Source organism: Zongyangia hominis (genome assembly GCF_014385095.1).
Classification (GTDB): Bacteria; Bacillota; Clostridia; order Oscillospirales; family Ruminococcaceae; genus Zongyangia; species Zongyangia hominis.
This window is the reverse complement of the sequence record NZ_JACRTC010000001.1, coordinates 710596-727463: the sequence shown is the minus strand read 5'-3', so window position 1 is coordinate 727463 and position 16868 is coordinate 710596. Positions and strand designations below refer to the sequence as shown.

The window sequence follows — 16868 nt, the reverse complement described above, 5'->3', positions numbered from 1 at the left end:
ACTGAGAGTGTTATAATGTTAATGAATTATTTACTTTTACAGTAAATAAAAAAAATGGAAGAAGAACTAGAGGAGGAGTAGATGTTGAAAAGAGTCAAACGTAGCCTTTGTTTAGTGTTCGCGTTGGTGTTTGCTTTGATGAGCGTAATTCCAGCGGGCTTCATGACGGTCAGCGCGGCCGAAACGGCGGAGCTGGCGGGCTGGGGCGGACAGCATACCTATGAAAATGGGGTGCTAACGGTCAAAAACGCCAACATCGGGAACAATTATGTCGCATCCACGACCCAGGCCACGGCCTTTACGCTGGAAGCGGACATGAAGTATCTAAACGGCGCCAATGCGGATGCTGGTATCCTGTTCGGGGCTCCCCAACAGGAAATGGAGTCCGCGGCAAGCGGATGGTACGGCGCCATGGTCAATGACAAAAAAGCCCGCGTTTTCTGTGAGAGGGGAGCGGATGCTCTCAACGCGATCCTTGATATCCCCAACCCGGATACCGTTGATCCGACCAAATTAAAGATTAAACTGACGGTGGACGCGGAAAAGAATATCTATTTCTATGTCAACGATATGGATACCCCCGTTATTACCACATCTGCCCCCAACTTTAAGGGCGGCTATGTGGGCTTTGTAGCGTATAACAAAGACGTGGAGTTTTCCAACATCAAATTTATGGATGATTCCGGCAGTGTCACGCCTCCTCCGGAAGGAAATTTCGTGACCAACATCGAAGGCGATTGGAAAGCGTCCGGCGGCAGCTGGACCGAGACCGAGAACGGTATGTACGCCGCCAATTTGGGCCTGGGCGATACCTTCTACATGTCCTCGCTCAATGTACCGGCCTCCCAGACCTTCGTGGTGGAAGGCGATATGACTTTCTCCCAGGTCAATGTGGCGGCGGGTCTTGTCTTCGGCGTCAAAAACCCGGACAACCCCAAGTCCTATTGGTATTGTGTCAATGTGGACAAAAATTCAAAAATTGCCAAGCTGTTTAAGAATACTGGCGGTGAAAATTGGAACATCTCCAAGAACCTGGACGAAGAAGAGATGAAGAAAGACAGTTTCCACCTGCGCGTTGAGGTTTTGGAAAACGGCGTCTTCAATTTCTATCTGGACGGCCAATATGTAGGAACTAAACAAGATACGGAATTTGAGGGCGGCTATGTGGGCGTCATGACTTGCGGTGCCAACGCTACCTTCCAAAACATCAACTACACTCCCGCGGTTACCCCCAAGCTGATCGGTTTGGAGGTCAAAGGGCTGACCCTCAACGAAACATTCAATGATCAAATATTCCTCTATACGGCGGAAGTCCCCTATACCCAGGAGTCCTTCCAGGTGAAGGCCACCACGGATGGGGCGCATAAGCTCTTTATCAATGACAAAGAAGCGGTAAACGGCCAGCTGAGCGACCCGATTGCACTGGAATCCGGCTACAATGATGTTTTGATCAAAGTGTTGGATGAAGCGACGGGCGTCGCCAGCGTCACCACCATCAAGGTCAAGAAAGCTTCCGATCCATCGGTGGCGTTCCAGGAGGACTACCGTCCCCAGTTCCACTTTAGCCCGGAATATAACTGGATCAACGACCCCAATGGTCTGATGTATAACGCCAGCACCGGGGAATACAACATGTACTTCCAGCACAATCCCTATGGCACTGCCTGGGGCAATATGAGCTGGGGCCATGCGGTTTCCAAGGACTTAATTTCCTGGACCGAGATGCCGGTTACCATGACGCCCGACGAGTTGGGCGCTATCTTCTCCGGCTGCGGCGTCATCGACCGCAACAACACCTGCGGACTTTTTGACGAGAGCACGCCTCCGGATGAGCGGATGGTGGCGATCTTCACACATGACGGCGGCGACACCACCTACGGTGTTGAAAAGCAGTCCTTGGCTTATTCCACCGACAACGGCAGAAGCTGGATCAAATATGATCACAATCCGGTGCTTTCGGGCGCTGGTATTAACAATGGCTTCCGCGATCCCCAGGTCTGGTGGCAGGAAGATTCCTCCTATGACGCGGGCGGCGTCTGGCTGATGATTGTGGCCGGCGGCGATGCGAGACTCTATTCTTCCTCCAATCTGATCAATTGGACGCTGGAAAGCGACTTATACTACTCCGGCACCAACAACCGCATCAACTCCGAGTGCCCGGGCCTCTATCCGCTCAAGGTGGAGGGGACCAACGAAACTAAGTGGGTCTATAACGGATCTGGAAAATGGTACATAGTCGGCGACTTGGTCAAAGAGAACGGAAAGTATCAGTTTAAATCTCTCACCGGGCAAATCACCTACAACGGCGGCCCGGATATGTACGCCACCCAGAAGTATTTTAACGATCCCAAGGGCAGAACGCTGCTGGTCAGCTGGATGCAGGAAAGCGCCATGAACGGTAAAGATTGGACAGGTGCCCAGTCGCTGCCGCTGGTGACGGGGCTCAAGATGATCAACGGCCAGTATCGCCTGACATCCTACGCGCCGGAAGAGATCAACGAATATCGTTCCGAAACCCCGATTTTCGAGACCAACGATTTGACCGTGGGCGCGAATAACGGCAATATCCTGGAGGGACTGGCTGGGCAGAAATATGACATTGAAGCCACCATCGATCCGGGAGACGCCACCCAGTTCGGTTTTAACTTGAGAAAGGGCGGTAACAATCAGATCACCGTCAAATATGATGTCAACGGCAACCGACTGTATGTGGATAAGAGCAAGTCGGGCGGCCCCAGCAAGAACGAAAACTGCTCTTATGAGCTTTATCAGACAGCGGATGGAAAGATCAAATTGCGCATCATTGTGGACTGGTCCATCATCGACGTCTTTGGCAATGACGGCGAGGCGGCCATCGATACCATCTACTACACTGCCCTCGATAACGCGGGTATGGAATTTTTCACCGATGGCAATCTGACCATCGACTCCCTGAAGATCTGGGACATGAAGTCCATGTACCGGGATGACATTACAACGCCGGACGGCAACCCGACCAGTCTCCTTCTCTCGGCTCCCGCAACCGTGGGCGTTAACGAGGAGTTCAAGGTGACGGCCAATGTCCTTCCCAACGGCGCAAAAGACAAGAGCGTGACTTGGACTTGTGGCGAAGGTCTCACCATCGTGGAGCAGACGGACACTTACCTAAAGCTTCGTGCTTCCGCCGAGGGAGACTACACCATCAAAGCGGTGACCAACTCCGGCGGTCTGGAAAAAGAGGTTACAGTTTCTGTCGTGAAAAAGGAATTTAACACCAACCTTTCCGGCTGGACGACATCAGCCGGAAATTGGGAAGTGGTGGAAGACGGCTACCGGGTTGTTGGCAGTGGCGATAACTTTGCCGTAGCCGAGCAGTATGTCAGCGGCGACTTTGTCTATGAAGGCGATGTCATGCTGGAAGACGGCCAGGCACTTGGCCTCATTTTCCGCGCGACAGATACTATAATTAACACGGCGGGCGGCTATGTCCTCAATTTTGACATGGCTCAGAAAAACTTCCGTATCTTCGAGTTCCCCAAAGGTGGCGGCGGCGCTAGGGACGTGATGAATATAAAATTTGCCGATGCCGGGGTCCAGCCGAAACTGGGAAGCTGGCACCATTATAAGGTGGAGGCCAAGGGCGATACTTATACCGTCACCTTTGACGACAAGGTTTTGACCGAAGGAAAGGTGGATACTGGTTCTGTCCGTGAAGGCCGCGTGGGCGTGATGGTCTATAGCGGTACCGCGAAGTTTAACAATGTCTATCTGACTACCGGTTCTCCCATCAAGTCTATTGTTAGTAAAATTGACGATATCATCGTTAAGATTGGAACGGCTGCTGACGACGTACTGTACCGCCTGCCCGCCAAGGTATTGGCAGAGCAAGAGGACGGCGTGCAGATTAGCGTCGATGTGGCGTGGGACCTGAGCGGCGTCAATCTCAATAAAGAAGGCACATACAAGGCCGTCGGCACCCTTGAAGGAACTGATGTGAAGGCATACGCCAACATCATTGTCAATGAGTCCGGCGAGGCGGTTCTGGAATCCCTGACCCCGGCCCAACTCAAAGTGTCCGCCAAGGTAGGCAGCAAACCGGAAGATGTATTTGCAAAACTGCAAAAGAAGGTAGTGGCCAACTACTCCGATGGCCGCAAAGTCGATATGACCGTATCCGGGTGGAACTACGACAATGTGGACTTTAACAAGGTGGGAACCTATGATGCCATCGGCTATCTGAGCGTAGACGGAGAGCAGGTCGACGTGACCATTCCCATCAAAGTGACCATCACCAAAGATGGCGGAGGCAAACCCAACATTCCCGGCGGCAACAATTCTGATTGGAAATGGCCCTCCGGAAGTGGCTCTGATTCCAGTAACTCCGGGAAGAAGAACCCGAACTCCGGCGATAACAGTGCGTTACCCATAGCGTTGGCAATTCTGGCAGTATCCGCTGGTGCTGTGGTTATACTGAGACGGAAAAAGTAAGTATTACTAAATGAAGAGACCCGGCCATTCGGCTGGGTCTCTTTTTTTACAAAAAAGCAAATTTTTTTGTAAAAAGCTCTTGCATTTTCTTTTTGCATTGTGTATAATATTATCTGTCGCTTGGGGGCGTAGCTCACCTGGGAGAGCGCTTGAATGGCATTCAAGAGGTAGTCGGTTCGATCCCGATCGTCTCCACCAAGAAAAGACCAACAAATGGCTAAGTGAGGCCGTTTGTTGGTCTTTTTGTTTTTGCGGAATCGATAGGTGGCCCTTTTGCAAAGTGGCAGCGATTCGTGCGTGCGGAATAGAGCGGGAAGACAATGAGACGTCTTTTCTAAGAATTTCGCAACGACAGTACCAGATTCGCGGCGTCTAAACGGCTGAAATATTATCCAGCTTGTGATCCCCATACGGTGGGATCACTAAGCATAGATAGAGATAGAATGGGTGGGTGCTCTTATCGGTGTGCCGATGCGGCTGATTATGGTCACTCATAAACTGGAAGATAGAGCAGAAAAGTACCGATATTGATACGGATTTCGTCAGAGAAGAAGACCTTATTGCGTTGTACACCCAGTCGGCCGAATGATGGCTGGAGTGCGTGCGTTCAGGACCTGACAGGCTCATTTAAGAAAATGAGAAAATATGCATAAATTACGAAAAGTTATTAGCCCTTTTCTTTCTCAGGTATTTAGAAAAAATTGCCGATAAAATTAGATATATTGACTAGCTCAAAAGTGAGAATGGACAAACAGATGTTATAATTTTAACAACAGAAGCTGTGCAACTAGTACAAGAAATTTTGTATGTTTTCTAATTTTAATGCATTGAAATTCAAAAAAATAATAGTATAATGTATAGTTGATTGGGCCAAACGGGTATCAAAACCTGATGAAATGATTGAAAGCCCTATTTTTGGATAAAAATAGGGAAAGGCCCTATGGCGATCAGAATGAAAGAGGAGGCCTTTTTATGCCAAAGGATAATGGGTCACCGCAAAAGACTTCTGTGATTCGAGGACTTGTTTATTATCTTGAATTGACCTTGCTACTGCTGCTTCCCATTTTGGTGCTCGCCTGGATTACTTACCGGCTGCGGCAGCTCTATGGCTGGCCCAATTGGACGGTGATTGTCGGCATCCTGTTGGGAACGGTGGCGGGCATCGTATGCCTCTACCGCTTTATTATGCGCCAGGTCAAACGGGATGAACGCCATAAGGATGGGTGAATGTGGACAAAATCGTGGTGGATGAAATTAAAAGAATCTCTTTAGGCGTTATCCTGTTGGATGGAGTGCTGCTCGTCATCATGCTCATCCTGGGGCGCATGAGCCACCGGATGCTTTGGGGAGTGCTCTTTTCCAGCTGCTTTGCCATCCTTAATTTTGTACTGCTGGGGCTCGCTTGTACCCGGGCGGTACAAAAGAGCGAAAAGTCGGCCAAGCTCTCCATCCGGCTGAGTTATGCGGCCCGGCTGCTTCTGACAGGCGTCGTCGTATACATCGGCCTCAGCTCGTCCCATCTGGACCCGCTGGGCGTCATCATCCCTTTACTGTTCCCGGTCATTGCCATTTATCTCATGAACTTTGTGGAAAGGAGGCGAGAGGGTGGAAGGAGCTAGAATCTTTTTCCGTATCCCCATCTTTGGAGGACTTCCCGTCACCGAAACCATGGTCAACTCCTGGATTCTGATTCTGGGCATCACGCTCCTTTGCGTTTTCCTGACCCGGCATTTAAAGCTAAAGGAGATCACCAAGCGCCAGGCCATCGCGGAATGGGCGGTCCAGGCGGTCAACGACCTGGTGACGGAAAGCATGGGGAAGGCTCATGTGAAAACCTACGCTCCCTATATCGGCGCTCTGTTTGCCTTTTCCCTGTTCGGGAGCTTGTCGAGCCTGCTCGGCATGAAGCCCATTACCTCCGACATCAACACCACGCTGGGCTGGGCCATCGTTACCTTCGTGATGATTCAGTACAGCAAGATCAAATATCATGGCATCAAGCAGTTCTTTAAGGGCTTCACCGAGCCCATCTTTGTCATGACGCCGCTTAATATCATCAGCGAATTTGCGACGCCGCTGTCCTTGGGCTTCCGTCATTTCGGCAACATCGCGGCGGGCACCGTCATCACGTCCCTGTTATATAGCGCTTTAGCGTACCTGAGCAGCGTCATTCTAGGCGGCATCCAGATTCCGTTTATGCAGATCGGCCTGCCCGCGTTTTTGTCCATCTATTTCGATCTGTTCACCAGCGCCCTACAGGCGTTCATCTTCTGCATGCTGACCATGGCATATGTTTCGTCGGCCATCGACGACTAGGCTTTGTTTGAAATGGGACGCGGCCGCCAAAGGCCGCGCATTCAAAATATTTATTCTAGACGAATATAGGAGGAAACACAAATGGAAAGAGCGATTATCTTAGCGGCATCCGCCATTGGCGCCGGTCTTGCGCTGATTGCCGGTATCGGCCCTGGTATTGGTGAAGGCTACGCCGTCGGTAAGGCCTGCGAGGCCATCGGCCGTCAGCCCGAGTGTCAAGGCGCTGTCACCAGAACCATGCTTCTCGGTTGCGCCATCGCAGAGTCCACTGGTATTTACGGCCTGGTCGTAGGCCTCATTCTGATGTTTGCCAACCCCCTGATCGGACTGCTGTAATCCGGTCATTTTCTTTGGTTTGCGGCGGATTAGGCCGCACCCATTATATGAGGAAGGGAGGGCAAGTATGGAACACGAAAGCTTTATCTCTTTGGGCGTCTGGCAGATGATCAACACCTGGATCAACCTGTTTATCCTCTATTTGCTGGTCAAGAAATTCCTCTTCAAACCGGTCAACAAGATTTTGGAGCAGCGCAAGGCGGCGGCGGATAGCCTGATCGACGACGCGCAGAAGGACCGGGACGAGGCGGCCGAGATCAAGGAGACGTATACCGCTCAGATGCGGCAGGCCAAGCTGGAAGCCGGCGAGATCGTCAAGGACGCCAGCCAAAAGGCGGAGAAGAAGGCCGACGCCATTGTGGACGCGGCCAAGAAGCAGGCGGGCGATCTCATCGAGCGGGCGCAGCGGGATGCTGAAAGAGAGAAAAAGAAAGCAATCAACGAAGCGAAGAACGAAATTTCCGATATTGCCCTGCAAATTGCTTCCAAAGTGATCGAAAAGGAGATGTCCGAAGAAGATCACGAGAAGCTAATGGAACAGTTTATTGACAATGTGGGTGATGAATCATGGCAGAAGTAGTGGCAAAGACCTATGCATCATCCCTGTATGAAACCGCGAAAGCCGCGCAGTGCGAGGAAGAGATTCTAGAGGAGTTGCGGGTGCTGGACGAAGCGTTTTTGGAAGACGGGGATTTCCTCATCCTGATGCAGTCGCCGGAGCTTAACCGCAGCGAAAAGATGGACCTGATCGACCGGATTTTCCGGGGTAAGGTGCATCCCTACACCGAGAACTTTCTCAAGGTCTTGACGGAAAAGCGGCGAATCAAACATTTCCACGCGATTTTTGCTTCTTACAACGATATTTATAACAGCGATCACAACCGGATGGAATTTACCGCCGTCACGGCGGTGGCGCTCTCCGACACACTCAAGGAGCGCCTTCGCAGGAAGCTGAAGATGACCACAGGGGCGGAGATCGTGCTCCACACCCAGGTGGACCCGGCGCTTTTGGGCGGCATGGTGCTCCGGTTTCAAAACGAGCAGATCGACGCCAGCGTCAAATCCAAGCTGGAGGACATCCGCAGGAAAATTTCGGCGGTGATCGCATAGAAAGGCAGGTGTTATCATGCAGCTTCGCCCGGACGAAATCACCAGTTTAATCAAACAGCAGATCAAGGACTACGACGGCAAGACCCACATGGAAGATGTGGGTACGGTTGTCATGGTCGGCGACGGCATTGCCAGGGTGCACGGGCTGGAAAATTGCATGGCTGGAGAACTCATCGAGTTTCCCGGCGGCGTATATGCCATGGCTCTCAACTTGGAAGAGGATACGGTCGGCGCCGTTATGCTCGGCAGCGACGAAAATATAAAAGAGGGCGACACGGTCAAGAGGACCGGCCAGATCGTCTCGGTGCCGGTAGGCGAAGGCCTTTTGGGCCGGGTCGTCAACGCGCTGGGGCAGGCCATTGACGGTCGTGGTCCCATCCGCTCGGCGGGCACCCGTCCCATCGAGTCCCCGGCCCCCGGCATCATCGAGCGGGAGCCGGTCAAGGTACCGCTGCAAACGGGCATCAAGTCCATCGACTCCATGATTCCCATCGGCCGGGGCCAGCGGGAGCTTATCATCGGCGACCGCCAGACCGGCAAAACCACCATCGCGCTGGACACCATCATCAACCAGAAGGGCAAGGATGTCATCTGCATCTATGTGGCCATTGGACAAAAGCAGTCCACGGTGGCCCAGCTGGTGGACACCCTGACCTCCAACGGCGCCATGGAATACACCATCGTCGTCTCCGCGTCGGCCAGCGAGCTGGCGCCGCTGCAATATATCGCGCCCTATGCCGGATGCGCCATGGGCGAATACTTCATGTACAAGGGCAAGGACGTGCTGTGCGTCTACGACGATCTGTCCAAGCACGCGGTGGCTTACCGTGCCCTGTCCCTCCTCCTCAAACGCCCCCCCGGGCGGGAGGCCTACCCCGGCGACGTCTTCTACCTCCATTCGAGGCTTCTCGAGCGGGCGGCCAAGCTCTCCCAAGCGTACGGCGGCGGTTCTTTGACCGCCTTGCCCCTCATTGAAACCCAGGCGGGCGACGTCTCCGCCTATATTCCCACCAACGTCATCTCCATCACCGACGGCCAGATCTTCTTGGAGTCGGAATTGTTCCACGCCGGTGTGCGCCCGGCCGTCAACCCGGGCATCTCGGTGTCCCGAGTCGGCGGCAACGCCCAGATCAAGGCCATGAAGAAGGTCTCGGGAACGCTGAAGCTCGACTACTCCCAGTACCGGGAGCTGCAGGCCTTCTCCCAGTTTGGCTCCGACCTGGACGCCGATACCAAAGCGAGGCTCGCCAAGGGCGAGCGGATTGTGGAGGTGCTCAAGCAGGGAAGAAACCAGCCCATCAAGGTGGAGCACCAGGTCGTGATCATCTACGCGGTCATCCACAACTTCTTAAAGGATATCGCGGTGGGGGACATTGAGCAGTTCCAATATGAGCTCTTTGACTATATCGACGTCAACTGCCCCCAGATCATACTGGAAATCTCCCGCACGGGAGAGCTCAACCGGGAGACCGAGGACGCGCTCATCGCGGCCATCAAGGAGTTTACCGAGCGCTTTCTCGCCGCCAAATAAGAAAAGAGGAAAGGAGGCGCGCTGATGGCAGGAGCCGGCATGAAGGACATCAAACGCCGTATGAAGAGTATTGAAGGCACCATGCAGATCACCAAGGCCATGGAGCTGGTGGCGTCCTCCAAACTGAAAAGAGCCCGGGAGAGGATGGAACAGGCAAAGCCGTTTTTCCACATTCTCTACGACACCATGGCCCGCATGGCCACGGGAACCCGGGATTTTGAGTCCGCATATGTGCGCCCCCGCCCGGTCAAATCCTCCTGTTACGTCATCATCGGCGGGGACAGGGGTCTGGCGGGCGGCTATAACACTAATTTGTTGAGAGTGGCCAACGCCCATATGGAGGGCAAAGACGTGAAGGTCTTGCCCATCGGGCGCAAGGTGGCCGACTACTATGCCCACCGGAAGGTGGAGCTGGTGCCCTATGAAAAGACCGCGGCCGAGGACATCCATCTCAGCGATTCTTTCGCCATTGGTCGGCTGCTGGCCAAGATGTACGACCGTCGGGAGATCGACGAGGTCTTTGTCATCTATACCAACTTTGTCACCGTCCTCACCCATGAGCCGGCGGTGCTCAAAGCCCTCCCGCTGCATTTTGAGGTGGGGAGCGATGCGAAAAACGGCGTGGGAACCGTGGTCTATGAGCCCTCGGTGTCCGGCGCTTTCGACATGATCATCCCGCAGTATCTGGGCGGTATCGTCTATGGCGGCGTGTGCGAGTCCTTCGCCTGCGAGCAAGGCGCCCGCCGGATGGCCATGGAGACGGCCAACGACAACGCCCAGCAGATGCTCGACGATTTGGGGCTGAGATACAACCGGGCGAGACAGGGCGCCATCACCCAGGAGCTGACCGAGATTGTGGCCGGCGCCGAAGCCCTCAAGTAAGTTTTAGTGATGAAGGAGAAAACCCCCATGAGTGAAAGAACAATCGGAACCGTGGTGCAGGTGATCGGCCCGGTGCTCGACATCAAGTTTGCGCCGCACCAGCTGCCCAATCTCCTAAACGCCATCGAAATCGAGCTGGGAGGGAAGACGCTGACGGCGGAGGTGGCCCAGCACATCGGCGACGATGTGGTGCGCTGCATCGCCATGAGCTCCACCGACGGCTTGGTACGGGGCACCAAGGCACTGGATACCGGCGGCCCCATCACCATCCCCGTGGGCAACGAGACCCTGGGCAGAATTTTTAACCTCCTGGGGGAGCCGGTGGACAATGAGCCCGCCCCCCAGACCAAAGAGCGGTGGCCCATCCACCGCAAGGCGCCGGCTTTTGAGGAACAGCAGACCGCCAGTGAGATGCTGGAAACCGGCATCAAGGTGGTGGATTTGATCGCCCCCTACCTCAAGGGCGGCAAGATCGGGCTATTCGGGGGCGCCGGCGTCGGCAAGACGGTGCTCATCATGGAGCTCATTAACAACATCGCCAAGGAGCACGGCGGTATCTCCGTCTTCTCCGGCGTGGGGGAGCGCACCCGCGAGGGCAACGACCTCTATCTGGAGATGAAGGAGTCCGGCGTCATCAACAAGACGGCGCTGGTCTACGGACAGATGAACGAGCCGCCGGGGGCCAGAATGCGGGTGGCCCTGTCGGGGCTGACCATGGCCGAATACTTCAGAGACGTGCAAAAGCAGGACGTGCTCCTCTTTATCGACAATATTTTCCGCTTCACCCAGGCGGGGAGCGAGGTTTCCGCCCTCTTGGGACGGATGCCCTCCGCCGTGGGCTACCAGCCCACCCTGGCCACCGAGATGGGCGCTTTGCAGGAGAGGATCACCTCCACCAAGAACGGGTCCATCACCTCGGTTCAGGCGGTTTATGTGCCGGCCGACGACCTGACCGACCCGGCCCCAGCCACCACCTTCGCCCATCTGGACGCCACCACGGTGCTTTCGAGGAACATCGCGTCCTTAGGCATCTATCCAGCGGTGGACCCGCTGGAATCGAACTCCCGCATCCTTTCCCCCGACGTGGTGGGCAAGGAGCACTACGCGGTGGCCCGCGCGGTCCAGTCCACCTTGCAGCGCTACCAGGAGCTGCAGGACATCATCGCCATCCTGGGCATGGACGAGCTGTCTGAGGAGGATAAGCTCACCGTATCCCGCGCGAGAAAAATCCAGCGCTTCCTCTCCCAGCCCTTTTCGGTGGCCGAGCAGTTCACCGGCATGCAGGGCAAATATGTCCCCGTCAAGGAGACGGTCCGCGGCTTCAAAGAAATTTTGGAGGGCAAGCACGACGACCTTCCCGAATCCGCTTTCCTGTTTGTGGGAACCATCGATGAAGCGGTGGAGAAAGCGAAGAAGGGGGAATAAGGGATGGCAGCCTTCCACCTTCAGATCGTGACGCCCGACGGGCTCAAATTTGACGGCGACAGCGAGGAAATCGTGGTGCGCACCGTCAGCGGCGACGTGGGCATCCTGGCGGGCCACATCAGCTATATGGCGCCCATTGCCGTGGGGGAGCTGCGGGTCAAGCGGGACGGCGCCTTCCGCTCGGCGGCCGTCAGCGGCGGCTTTGTCAGCACCGACGGGAAAGAAACCCAGATCATCTGCACCACCTGCGAATGGGCCGACGAAATCGACGAGGAGCGGGCCAAGAAGGCCCGGGAACTGGCCGAACAAAGGCTCAAAGAAAAGCTGAGCGCCAGGGAACTGAGTTTGGCGGAAGCAAAACTCAGCCGGGCCATCAACCGCTTAAAAGTCTCAGCCAAGCGTTAAGAAAAAAGAAAAGGGAAAGTCCCAGGGGGACTTTCCCTTTTTTCGTTTGGATGGCCGAGACTTAGGAGAGAAGAGAGATGGTGTAATGCTGGTCCTTCTGGATGATGCCGAAATAGGAAAAGGTAATCTGCATATGGACCGAGCGCAGAGCCCACTCATTGTCCGGCGTCACGTGAATGAGATAGATCAGCTGGAAGGGGGTGGAGGGAAGCTTCTCTGACTCAGCGCTGATAAGCTGGCCGCCGAAGACGGCCGGGTCGCTGGTAAGGGTGGGTTCGGTGGCGTCTTTGTAGAGATAGAGCGAGATGTCCTGGGAAGTTAAAAGTCTGGTGCCGCTGTAAAAGCGGACCTTTTCCACCGTGGGCGATAAAAATCCCTCTTTGTTCACCACGTTCCCCACATAATAGGGGGTATCATAAGCGTAATTTTCCAGCACGTTGGGCTCAGAAAACGCAATCTTTGGTACAAACAGCATGTCATAGATCAGATAGATAAGAAAGGCGCCGAGCAGGGAAAATACGACGATGGTAAATACCGGACGCAACCAGCTGCGCTTTTTTTCCATGCAGTCATCTCCTCGTTTAGTCGATGTAGGCCCGCCAGAGGACCCGCTTTTTCAAGAGATTTGTAACAAGGTTAGCATGGACAGCTCCCGCATTTTTATGCGTTTGAGGGACTTTCAACACGAACTTTTGGCGGCGCTTTGCGGTTTTTTTGCCCGGGCGGGACTTTGCAGAAAAAGAAAAGAGAGGTATAATAAGGAAAAACCGCATCCAGATAGAGGAGGCGGTAAAAGGAGCCGCCGCATTTGGATGGCGGCAAATGGGGGAAAATTACATATGAAGATCAGAGCTAGCAAACTTTGGAGGATACCGGCCCTCTCGTTTGGCACCGGGATACTCCTTGCCGCCGCATCCAAGTTTCTCATCCTGCTCATGCAAAACTGGGCGTTTTCGGGGACGCTCATCGTCTACGACGTCCTTCTCACCCTCCTCGACCTGGCCCTTACCATCCTGGCCGGCGTCTTTTTCATGAAGGGGATGACCCAGCGGGAGGCCGTCTTTTCCGCGGGCATCGTCACCGGCTTGCACGCCTTGATGCTGGTGGCCCAGCAAATGCTCCTGGGCTCGGGGCTCACCCGGGCTGGCATGGTCGTCTCCCAGTATGTCTTTGGCGGCATCCTGTTGGGCAATGTCCAGCCCGCCATTCTGATCGCTCAGCTCTCGGGGGCCGTCATGGTGCCCATGTTCTGCTTCGCGTTCTGGCCCTTCCTGCTGGCGCTCTTTGCCCGGGAAAAGACGCCTGGATTTGCCCGCTAAAGGCGTTTGCGGGATGGCGCGGGAAAATATCGGAGCTGTTCGCCGCTAGGCCCCTGCCGCTCCCAGAAGGAGGCGTGCGCCGATACTGTTGACGCGCGTGATCCAAGCGCCGAAAGGGCGCGTGTCCTGCATGTCAGTTTTCCACTTAAACCAATCAAAAAGAGCCGCCGGAATGTTCCGGCGGCTCTTTTGGTTATGTTATACAAGCGCCGCGATGCGTTCCCCCATCTCGGAGCAGGAGAGGAGGGTGCAACCCTCGCTCATGATGTCCGCCGTCCGGTAGCCTTCTTCCAGGACTTGGGAGACGGCGCTTTCCACAGCGTCGCTCTCCTCGGGCAGATTGAAGGAGTAGCGCAGCATCATGGCCGCCGATAGGATGGTGGCCACAGGGTTGGCGATGTCCTTCCCGACGATGTCGGGGGCGGAGCCGTGGATGGGCTCGTACATGCCCCGGGTCCCTTCCCCCAAGCTGGACGAAGGAATCATCCCGATGGAGCCGGTGATCATGCTGGCTTCGTCGGAGAGGATGTCGCCGAACATGTTTTCGGTGACGATGACGTCGAACTGGCCGGGATTGCGCACCAGCTGCATGGCGGTGTTATCCACCAGCATGTCGCTGTATTCCACGTCGGGATATTCTTCCCGCAGCCGGTGCATGACTTCCCGCCAGAGACGGGAGGAATCGAGCACGTTGGCCTTGTCCACGCTGGTCACCTTTTTGCGGCGCTTTCTGGCCATCTCGAAGGCTACCCGGCCGATGCGCTCGATTTCATGTTCCGCATAGCCCATGGTGTCGTAGGCGTACTTTTCGCCATTTTTCAGCACCGTGTCCCGCTCGCCGAAGTAGACCCCGCCGATGAGCTCCCGCACAATGACCAGATCGAGTCCGCCGGCCACGATGTCCGGGCGCAGCGGGCAGGCGTGGGCGAGGGGGGCGAAGAGCCGGGCGGGACGGATGTTGGAAAAGAGCCCCAAAGCGCTGCGGATGCCGAGGAGCGCCTTTTCCGGGCGGAGGCTGCCGTCGAGTTGGTCCCATTTTGGGCCGCCCACCGCGCCCAGGAGGACGCTGTCGCTCATCTTGCATTTCTCGATGGAGTCCTGGGGGAGGGGATGCCCGGTGGCGTCGATGGCGCAGCCGCCGGCCAGCACCTCGGTGTAGGAGAAGGTGTGGCCGAACCGCTCGGCCACACGGTCGAGGACCTTGACGGCCTCGGCCACAATTTCCGGGCCGATGCCGTCGCCCCGGATGAGTGCGATCTGTTTATTCATGCGTTGGCCCCTCCTTCGGAAGACTGGTCTTTGAGGAAGGGGAGCAGCCCGCCCAGACGGATGATGCCCTGAATAAATGGGGGGAAGGGCTGGGCGGTATAGCGCTCCGATTTCGTCAGATTCTCGATGACGCCGGTGTCGAAATCCACGCGGACCTCGTCGCCCGCCTCAATATGGTCGCAGGCCTCCGCACATTCCAGGATGGCCAGGCCGATGTTGATGGAATTGCGGTAGAAAATGCGGGCAAAGGAGCGGGCAATGACACAGGAGACGCCGCTTGCCTTGATGGCGATGGGGGCGTGCTCCCTAGAGGAGCCGCAGCCGAAGTTATAGCCCGCCACCATGATGTCCCCGGGTCGGACATTCTGCGCGAAGGAAGCGTCGATGTCCTCCATACAGTGGGAGGCAAGCTCCTGATGGTCGGCCGAATTGAGGTGCCGGGCCGGTATAATCACGTCCGTGTCTACATTGTCGCCGTATTTCCAAACTTTTCCCTGTGCGTTCATTGTGCATTTCCTCCTTTTCCGCAATACTGCCCATCGGGGGCCGCGATGCAGCCGGCCAGGGCGCTGGCCGCCGCCACGGCGGGGCTCGCTAAGTAAACTTCCGATTCCGGGTGGCCCATCCGCCCGACAAAGTTGCGGTTGGTGGTGGCCACCGCCCGCTCTCCCTTGGCCAGAATTCCCATGTGGCCGCCGAGGCAGGGCCCGCAGGTGGGGGTGGAGACCACACAGCCCGATTCAATAAAGGTCTCGATGAGGCCCATGCGCAGGGCGTCCAGATAAATCTGCTGGGTGGCGGGAATGATGATGGCCCGCACGTTTTGATGGACCTTGTGTCCTTGCAGCACCTTGGCCGCGGTGACGAGATCGCTGAGACGGCCGTTGGTGCACGAGCCGATGACCACCTGGTCGATGGGAACCGGCGAAGAAATCTCCGACACGGTCTTGGTGTTTTCGGGTAGGTGGGGGAAGGCCACGGTGGGTTCGATGGCGCTGAGATCAATGTCGTAGACCTTTTCGTATGCGGCGTCCGGGTCGGCCTCATAGACGGTGTAATCGCGGTTGACCCGGCCGTTTACATACTGATATGTCACTTCATCCACGGCGAAGATGCCGTTTTTGGCCCCCGCCTCGATGGCCATGTTGGCCATGCAGAGTCGGTCGTCCATGGACAGGGAGGCAAGCCCCGGCCCGGAAAATTCCATGGAGCGGTAGAGGGCCCCGTCCACGCCGATCATGCCGATGATGTGCAGGATGACGTCCTTGCCGCTGGCCCACCCGGCGAGGGAGCCGGTCAGATTGAATTTGATGGCCGAGGGGACCTTAAACCAGGCCACGCCCTGGGCCATACCGGCGGCCATGTCGGTGGAGCCCACACCGGTGGAGAAGGCGCCCAGGGCGCCGTAGGTGCAGGTGTGGGAGTCGGCGCCGATGATGAGCTCGCCGGGAGCCACCAGGCCCTTTTCGGGCAAAAGGGCGTGCTCGATGCCCATGTCGCCTACATCAAAGTAGTTGACAATGCCCATCTTCGCCGCAAATTCCCGGCACTGTTTTGCGAGGGTCGCCGCTTTGATGTCCTTGTTGGGAGTAAAATGGTCCATGACCAGGGAAATTTTATGCTGGTCGAAGACCTCGGAAAAGCCGTGCTTTTCAAATTCGTTGATGGCCACCGGGGAGGTGATGTCGTTGCCGAGAACCATATCGAGCTGGGCGCTGATGAGCTCGCCCGGCTGGACATGGTCCTTGCCGGCATGGGCGGCCAGGATTTTCTGGGTCATTGTCATTGGCATAGTTTTCCTTCCTTTC

General features: G+C 55.7%; 16 protein-coding genes and 1 tRNA gene. 13 read left to right on the top strand and 4 right to left on the bottom strand.

Features of this window, described 5'->3' with window-relative positions; all coding sequences use genetic code 11:
- Positions 1-84: 84 nt before the first annotated feature.
- The 12 genes from H8709_RS03275 (at position 85) to atpC (ending at position 12472) form a co-directional block, all read left to right on the top strand.
- Positions 85-4467 carry a GH32 C-terminal domain-containing protein gene (locus H8709_RS03275; protein ID WP_262396932.1) on the top strand — a complete coding sequence of 1461 codons (4383 nt, stop codon included), beginning with the start codon at positions 85-87 and terminating at the stop codon, positions 4465-4467.
- Between the two features lie 122 nt (positions 4468-4589).
- Positions 4590-4665, top strand: a tRNA-Ala gene (locus H8709_RS03270).
- Between the two features lie 774 nt (positions 4666-5439).
- On the top strand, positions 5440-5694 hold the full coding sequence (locus H8709_RS03265) for a hypothetical protein (RefSeq protein WP_262396931.1): 255 nt from the start codon (positions 5440-5442) through the stop codon (positions 5692-5694).
- Positions 5695-5696: 2 nt separating this feature from the next.
- Complete coding sequence (locus H8709_RS03260; RefSeq protein WP_262396930.1) at positions 5697-6086, top strand: ATP synthase subunit I; 390 nt, start codon at positions 5697-5699, stop codon at positions 6084-6086.
- Positions 6073-6783: a F0F1 ATP synthase subunit A gene (locus H8709_RS03255; RefSeq protein WP_262396929.1), complete on the top strand. Its 711-nt coding sequence runs from the start codon at positions 6073-6075 to the stop codon at positions 6781-6783. The genes H8709_RS03260 and H8709_RS03255 overlap by 14 nt, the downstream gene beginning before the upstream one ends.
- Positions 6784-6864: 81 nt before the next feature.
- Positions 6865-7119, top strand: coding sequence for an ATP synthase F0 subunit C (gene atpE, locus H8709_RS03250; protein ID WP_262396928.1), 255 nt, complete (start codon positions 6865-6867; stop codon positions 7117-7119).
- Between the two features lie 67 nt (positions 7120-7186).
- Positions 7187-7699, top strand: a complete 513-nt coding sequence (gene atpF, locus H8709_RS03245) for a F0F1 ATP synthase subunit B (protein ID WP_262396927.1) — start codon at positions 7187-7189, stop codon at positions 7697-7699.
- Positions 7687-8229 carry an ATP synthase F1 subunit delta gene (atpH, locus tag H8709_RS03240; protein WP_262396926.1) on the top strand — a complete coding sequence of 181 codons (543 nt, stop codon included), beginning with the start codon at positions 7687-7689 and terminating at the stop codon, positions 8227-8229. Before atpF ends, atpH begins: the two co-directional genes overlap by 13 nt.
- 16 nt (positions 8230-8245) lie before the next feature.
- Positions 8246-9760: a F0F1 ATP synthase subunit alpha gene (gene atpA / locus H8709_RS03235; RefSeq protein WP_262396925.1), complete on the top strand. Its 1515-nt coding sequence runs from the start codon at positions 8246-8248 to the stop codon at positions 9758-9760.
- Positions 9761-9784: 24 nt separating this feature from the next.
- Positions 9785-10642, top strand: coding sequence for an ATP synthase F1 subunit gamma (gene atpG, locus H8709_RS03230; RefSeq protein ID WP_262396924.1), 858 nt, complete (start codon positions 9785-9787; stop codon positions 10640-10642).
- Between the two features lie 27 nt (positions 10643-10669).
- Entirely contained in the window at positions 10670-12067 is a 1398-nt protein-coding gene (gene atpD / locus H8709_RS03225) for a F0F1 ATP synthase subunit beta (RefSeq protein WP_262396923.1), read from the top strand.
- A gap of 3 nt (positions 12068-12070) precedes the next feature.
- A complete protein-coding gene (gene atpC / locus H8709_RS03220; protein ID WP_262396922.1) occupies positions 12071-12472 on the top strand; it encodes an ATP synthase F1 subunit epsilon in 402 nt (133 codons plus the stop codon).
- Positions 12473-12533: 61 nt separating this feature from the next.
- Here atpC and H8709_RS03215 read toward each other — a convergent pair whose 3' ends face one another.
- Positions 12534-13037: a hypothetical protein gene (locus tag H8709_RS03215; protein WP_262396921.1), complete on the bottom strand. Its 504-nt coding sequence runs from the start codon at positions 13035-13037 to the stop codon at positions 12534-12536.
- A 274-nt stretch (positions 13038-13311) separates the two neighbouring features.
- On the opposite strand from H8709_RS03215, the gene H8709_RS03210 reads away from it, so the two are divergent.
- A complete protein-coding gene (locus H8709_RS03210) occupies positions 13312-13791 on the top strand; it encodes a hypothetical protein (RefSeq protein ID WP_262396920.1) in 480 nt (159 codons plus the stop codon).
- A 198-nt stretch (positions 13792-13989) separates the two neighbouring features.
- Here H8709_RS03210 and leuB read toward each other — a convergent pair whose 3' ends face one another.
- The 3 genes from leuB to leuC are packed head-to-tail and all read right to left on the bottom strand — an operon-like array spanning position 13990 to position 16852.
- Complete coding sequence (gene leuB, locus H8709_RS03205; protein WP_262396919.1) at positions 13990-15060, bottom strand: 3-isopropylmalate dehydrogenase; 1071 nt, start codon at positions 15058-15060, stop codon at positions 13990-13992.
- A complete protein-coding gene (leuD, locus tag H8709_RS03200) occupies positions 15057-15566 on the bottom strand; it encodes a 3-isopropylmalate dehydratase small subunit (RefSeq protein ID WP_262396918.1) in 510 nt (169 codons plus the stop codon). The genes leuB and leuD overlap by 4 nt, the downstream gene beginning before the upstream one ends.
- On the bottom strand, positions 15563-16852 hold the full coding sequence (leuC, locus tag H8709_RS03195) for a 3-isopropylmalate dehydratase large subunit (protein WP_262396917.1): 1290 nt from the start codon (positions 16850-16852) through the stop codon (positions 15563-15565). Before leuC ends, leuD begins: the two co-directional genes overlap by 4 nt.
- Positions 16853-16868: the final 16 nt, after the last annotated feature.

Coding starts and splice junctions, on each gene's coding strand:
- H8709_RS03265 (WP_262396931.1), top strand. CDS start 5,440: ATGCCAAAGGATAATGGGTCACCGCAAAAGACTTCTGTGATTCGAGGA.
- atpE (WP_262396928.1), top strand. CDS start 6,865: ATGGAAAGAGCGATTATCTTAGCGGCATCCGCCATTGGCGCCGGTCTT.
- atpF (WP_262396927.1), top strand. CDS start 7,187: ATGGAACACGAAAGCTTTATCTCTTTGGGCGTCTGGCAGATGATCAAC.
- atpH (WP_262396926.1), top strand. CDS start 7,687: ATGGCAGAAGTAGTGGCAAAGACCTATGCATCATCCCTGTATGAAACC.
- atpA (WP_262396925.1), top strand. CDS start 8,246: ATGCAGCTTCGCCCGGACGAAATCACCAGTTTAATCAAACAGCAGATC.
- atpG (WP_262396924.1), top strand. CDS start 9,785: ATGGCAGGAGCCGGCATGAAGGACATCAAACGCCGTATGAAGAGTATT.
- atpD (WP_262396923.1), top strand. CDS start 10,670: ATGAGTGAAAGAACAATCGGAACCGTGGTGCAGGTGATCGGCCCGGTG.
- atpC (WP_262396922.1), top strand. CDS start 12,071: ATGGCAGCCTTCCACCTTCAGATCGTGACGCCCGACGGGCTCAAATTT.
- H8709_RS03215 (WP_262396921.1), bottom strand. CDS start 13,037: ATGGAAAAAAAGCGCAGCTGGTTGCGTCCGGTATTTACCATCGTCGTA.
- H8709_RS03210 (WP_262396920.1), top strand. CDS start 13,312: ATGAAGATCAGAGCTAGCAAACTTTGGAGGATACCGGCCCTCTCGTTT.
- leuB (WP_262396919.1), bottom strand. CDS start 15,060: ATGAATAAACAGATCGCACTCATCCGGGGCGACGGCATCGGCCCGGAA.
- leuD (WP_262396918.1), bottom strand. CDS start 15,566: ATGAACGCACAGGGAAAAGTTTGGAAATACGGCGACAATGTAGACACG.
- leuC (WP_262396917.1), bottom strand. CDS start 16,852: ATGCCAATGACAATGACCCAGAAAATCCTGGCCGCCCATGCCGGCAAG.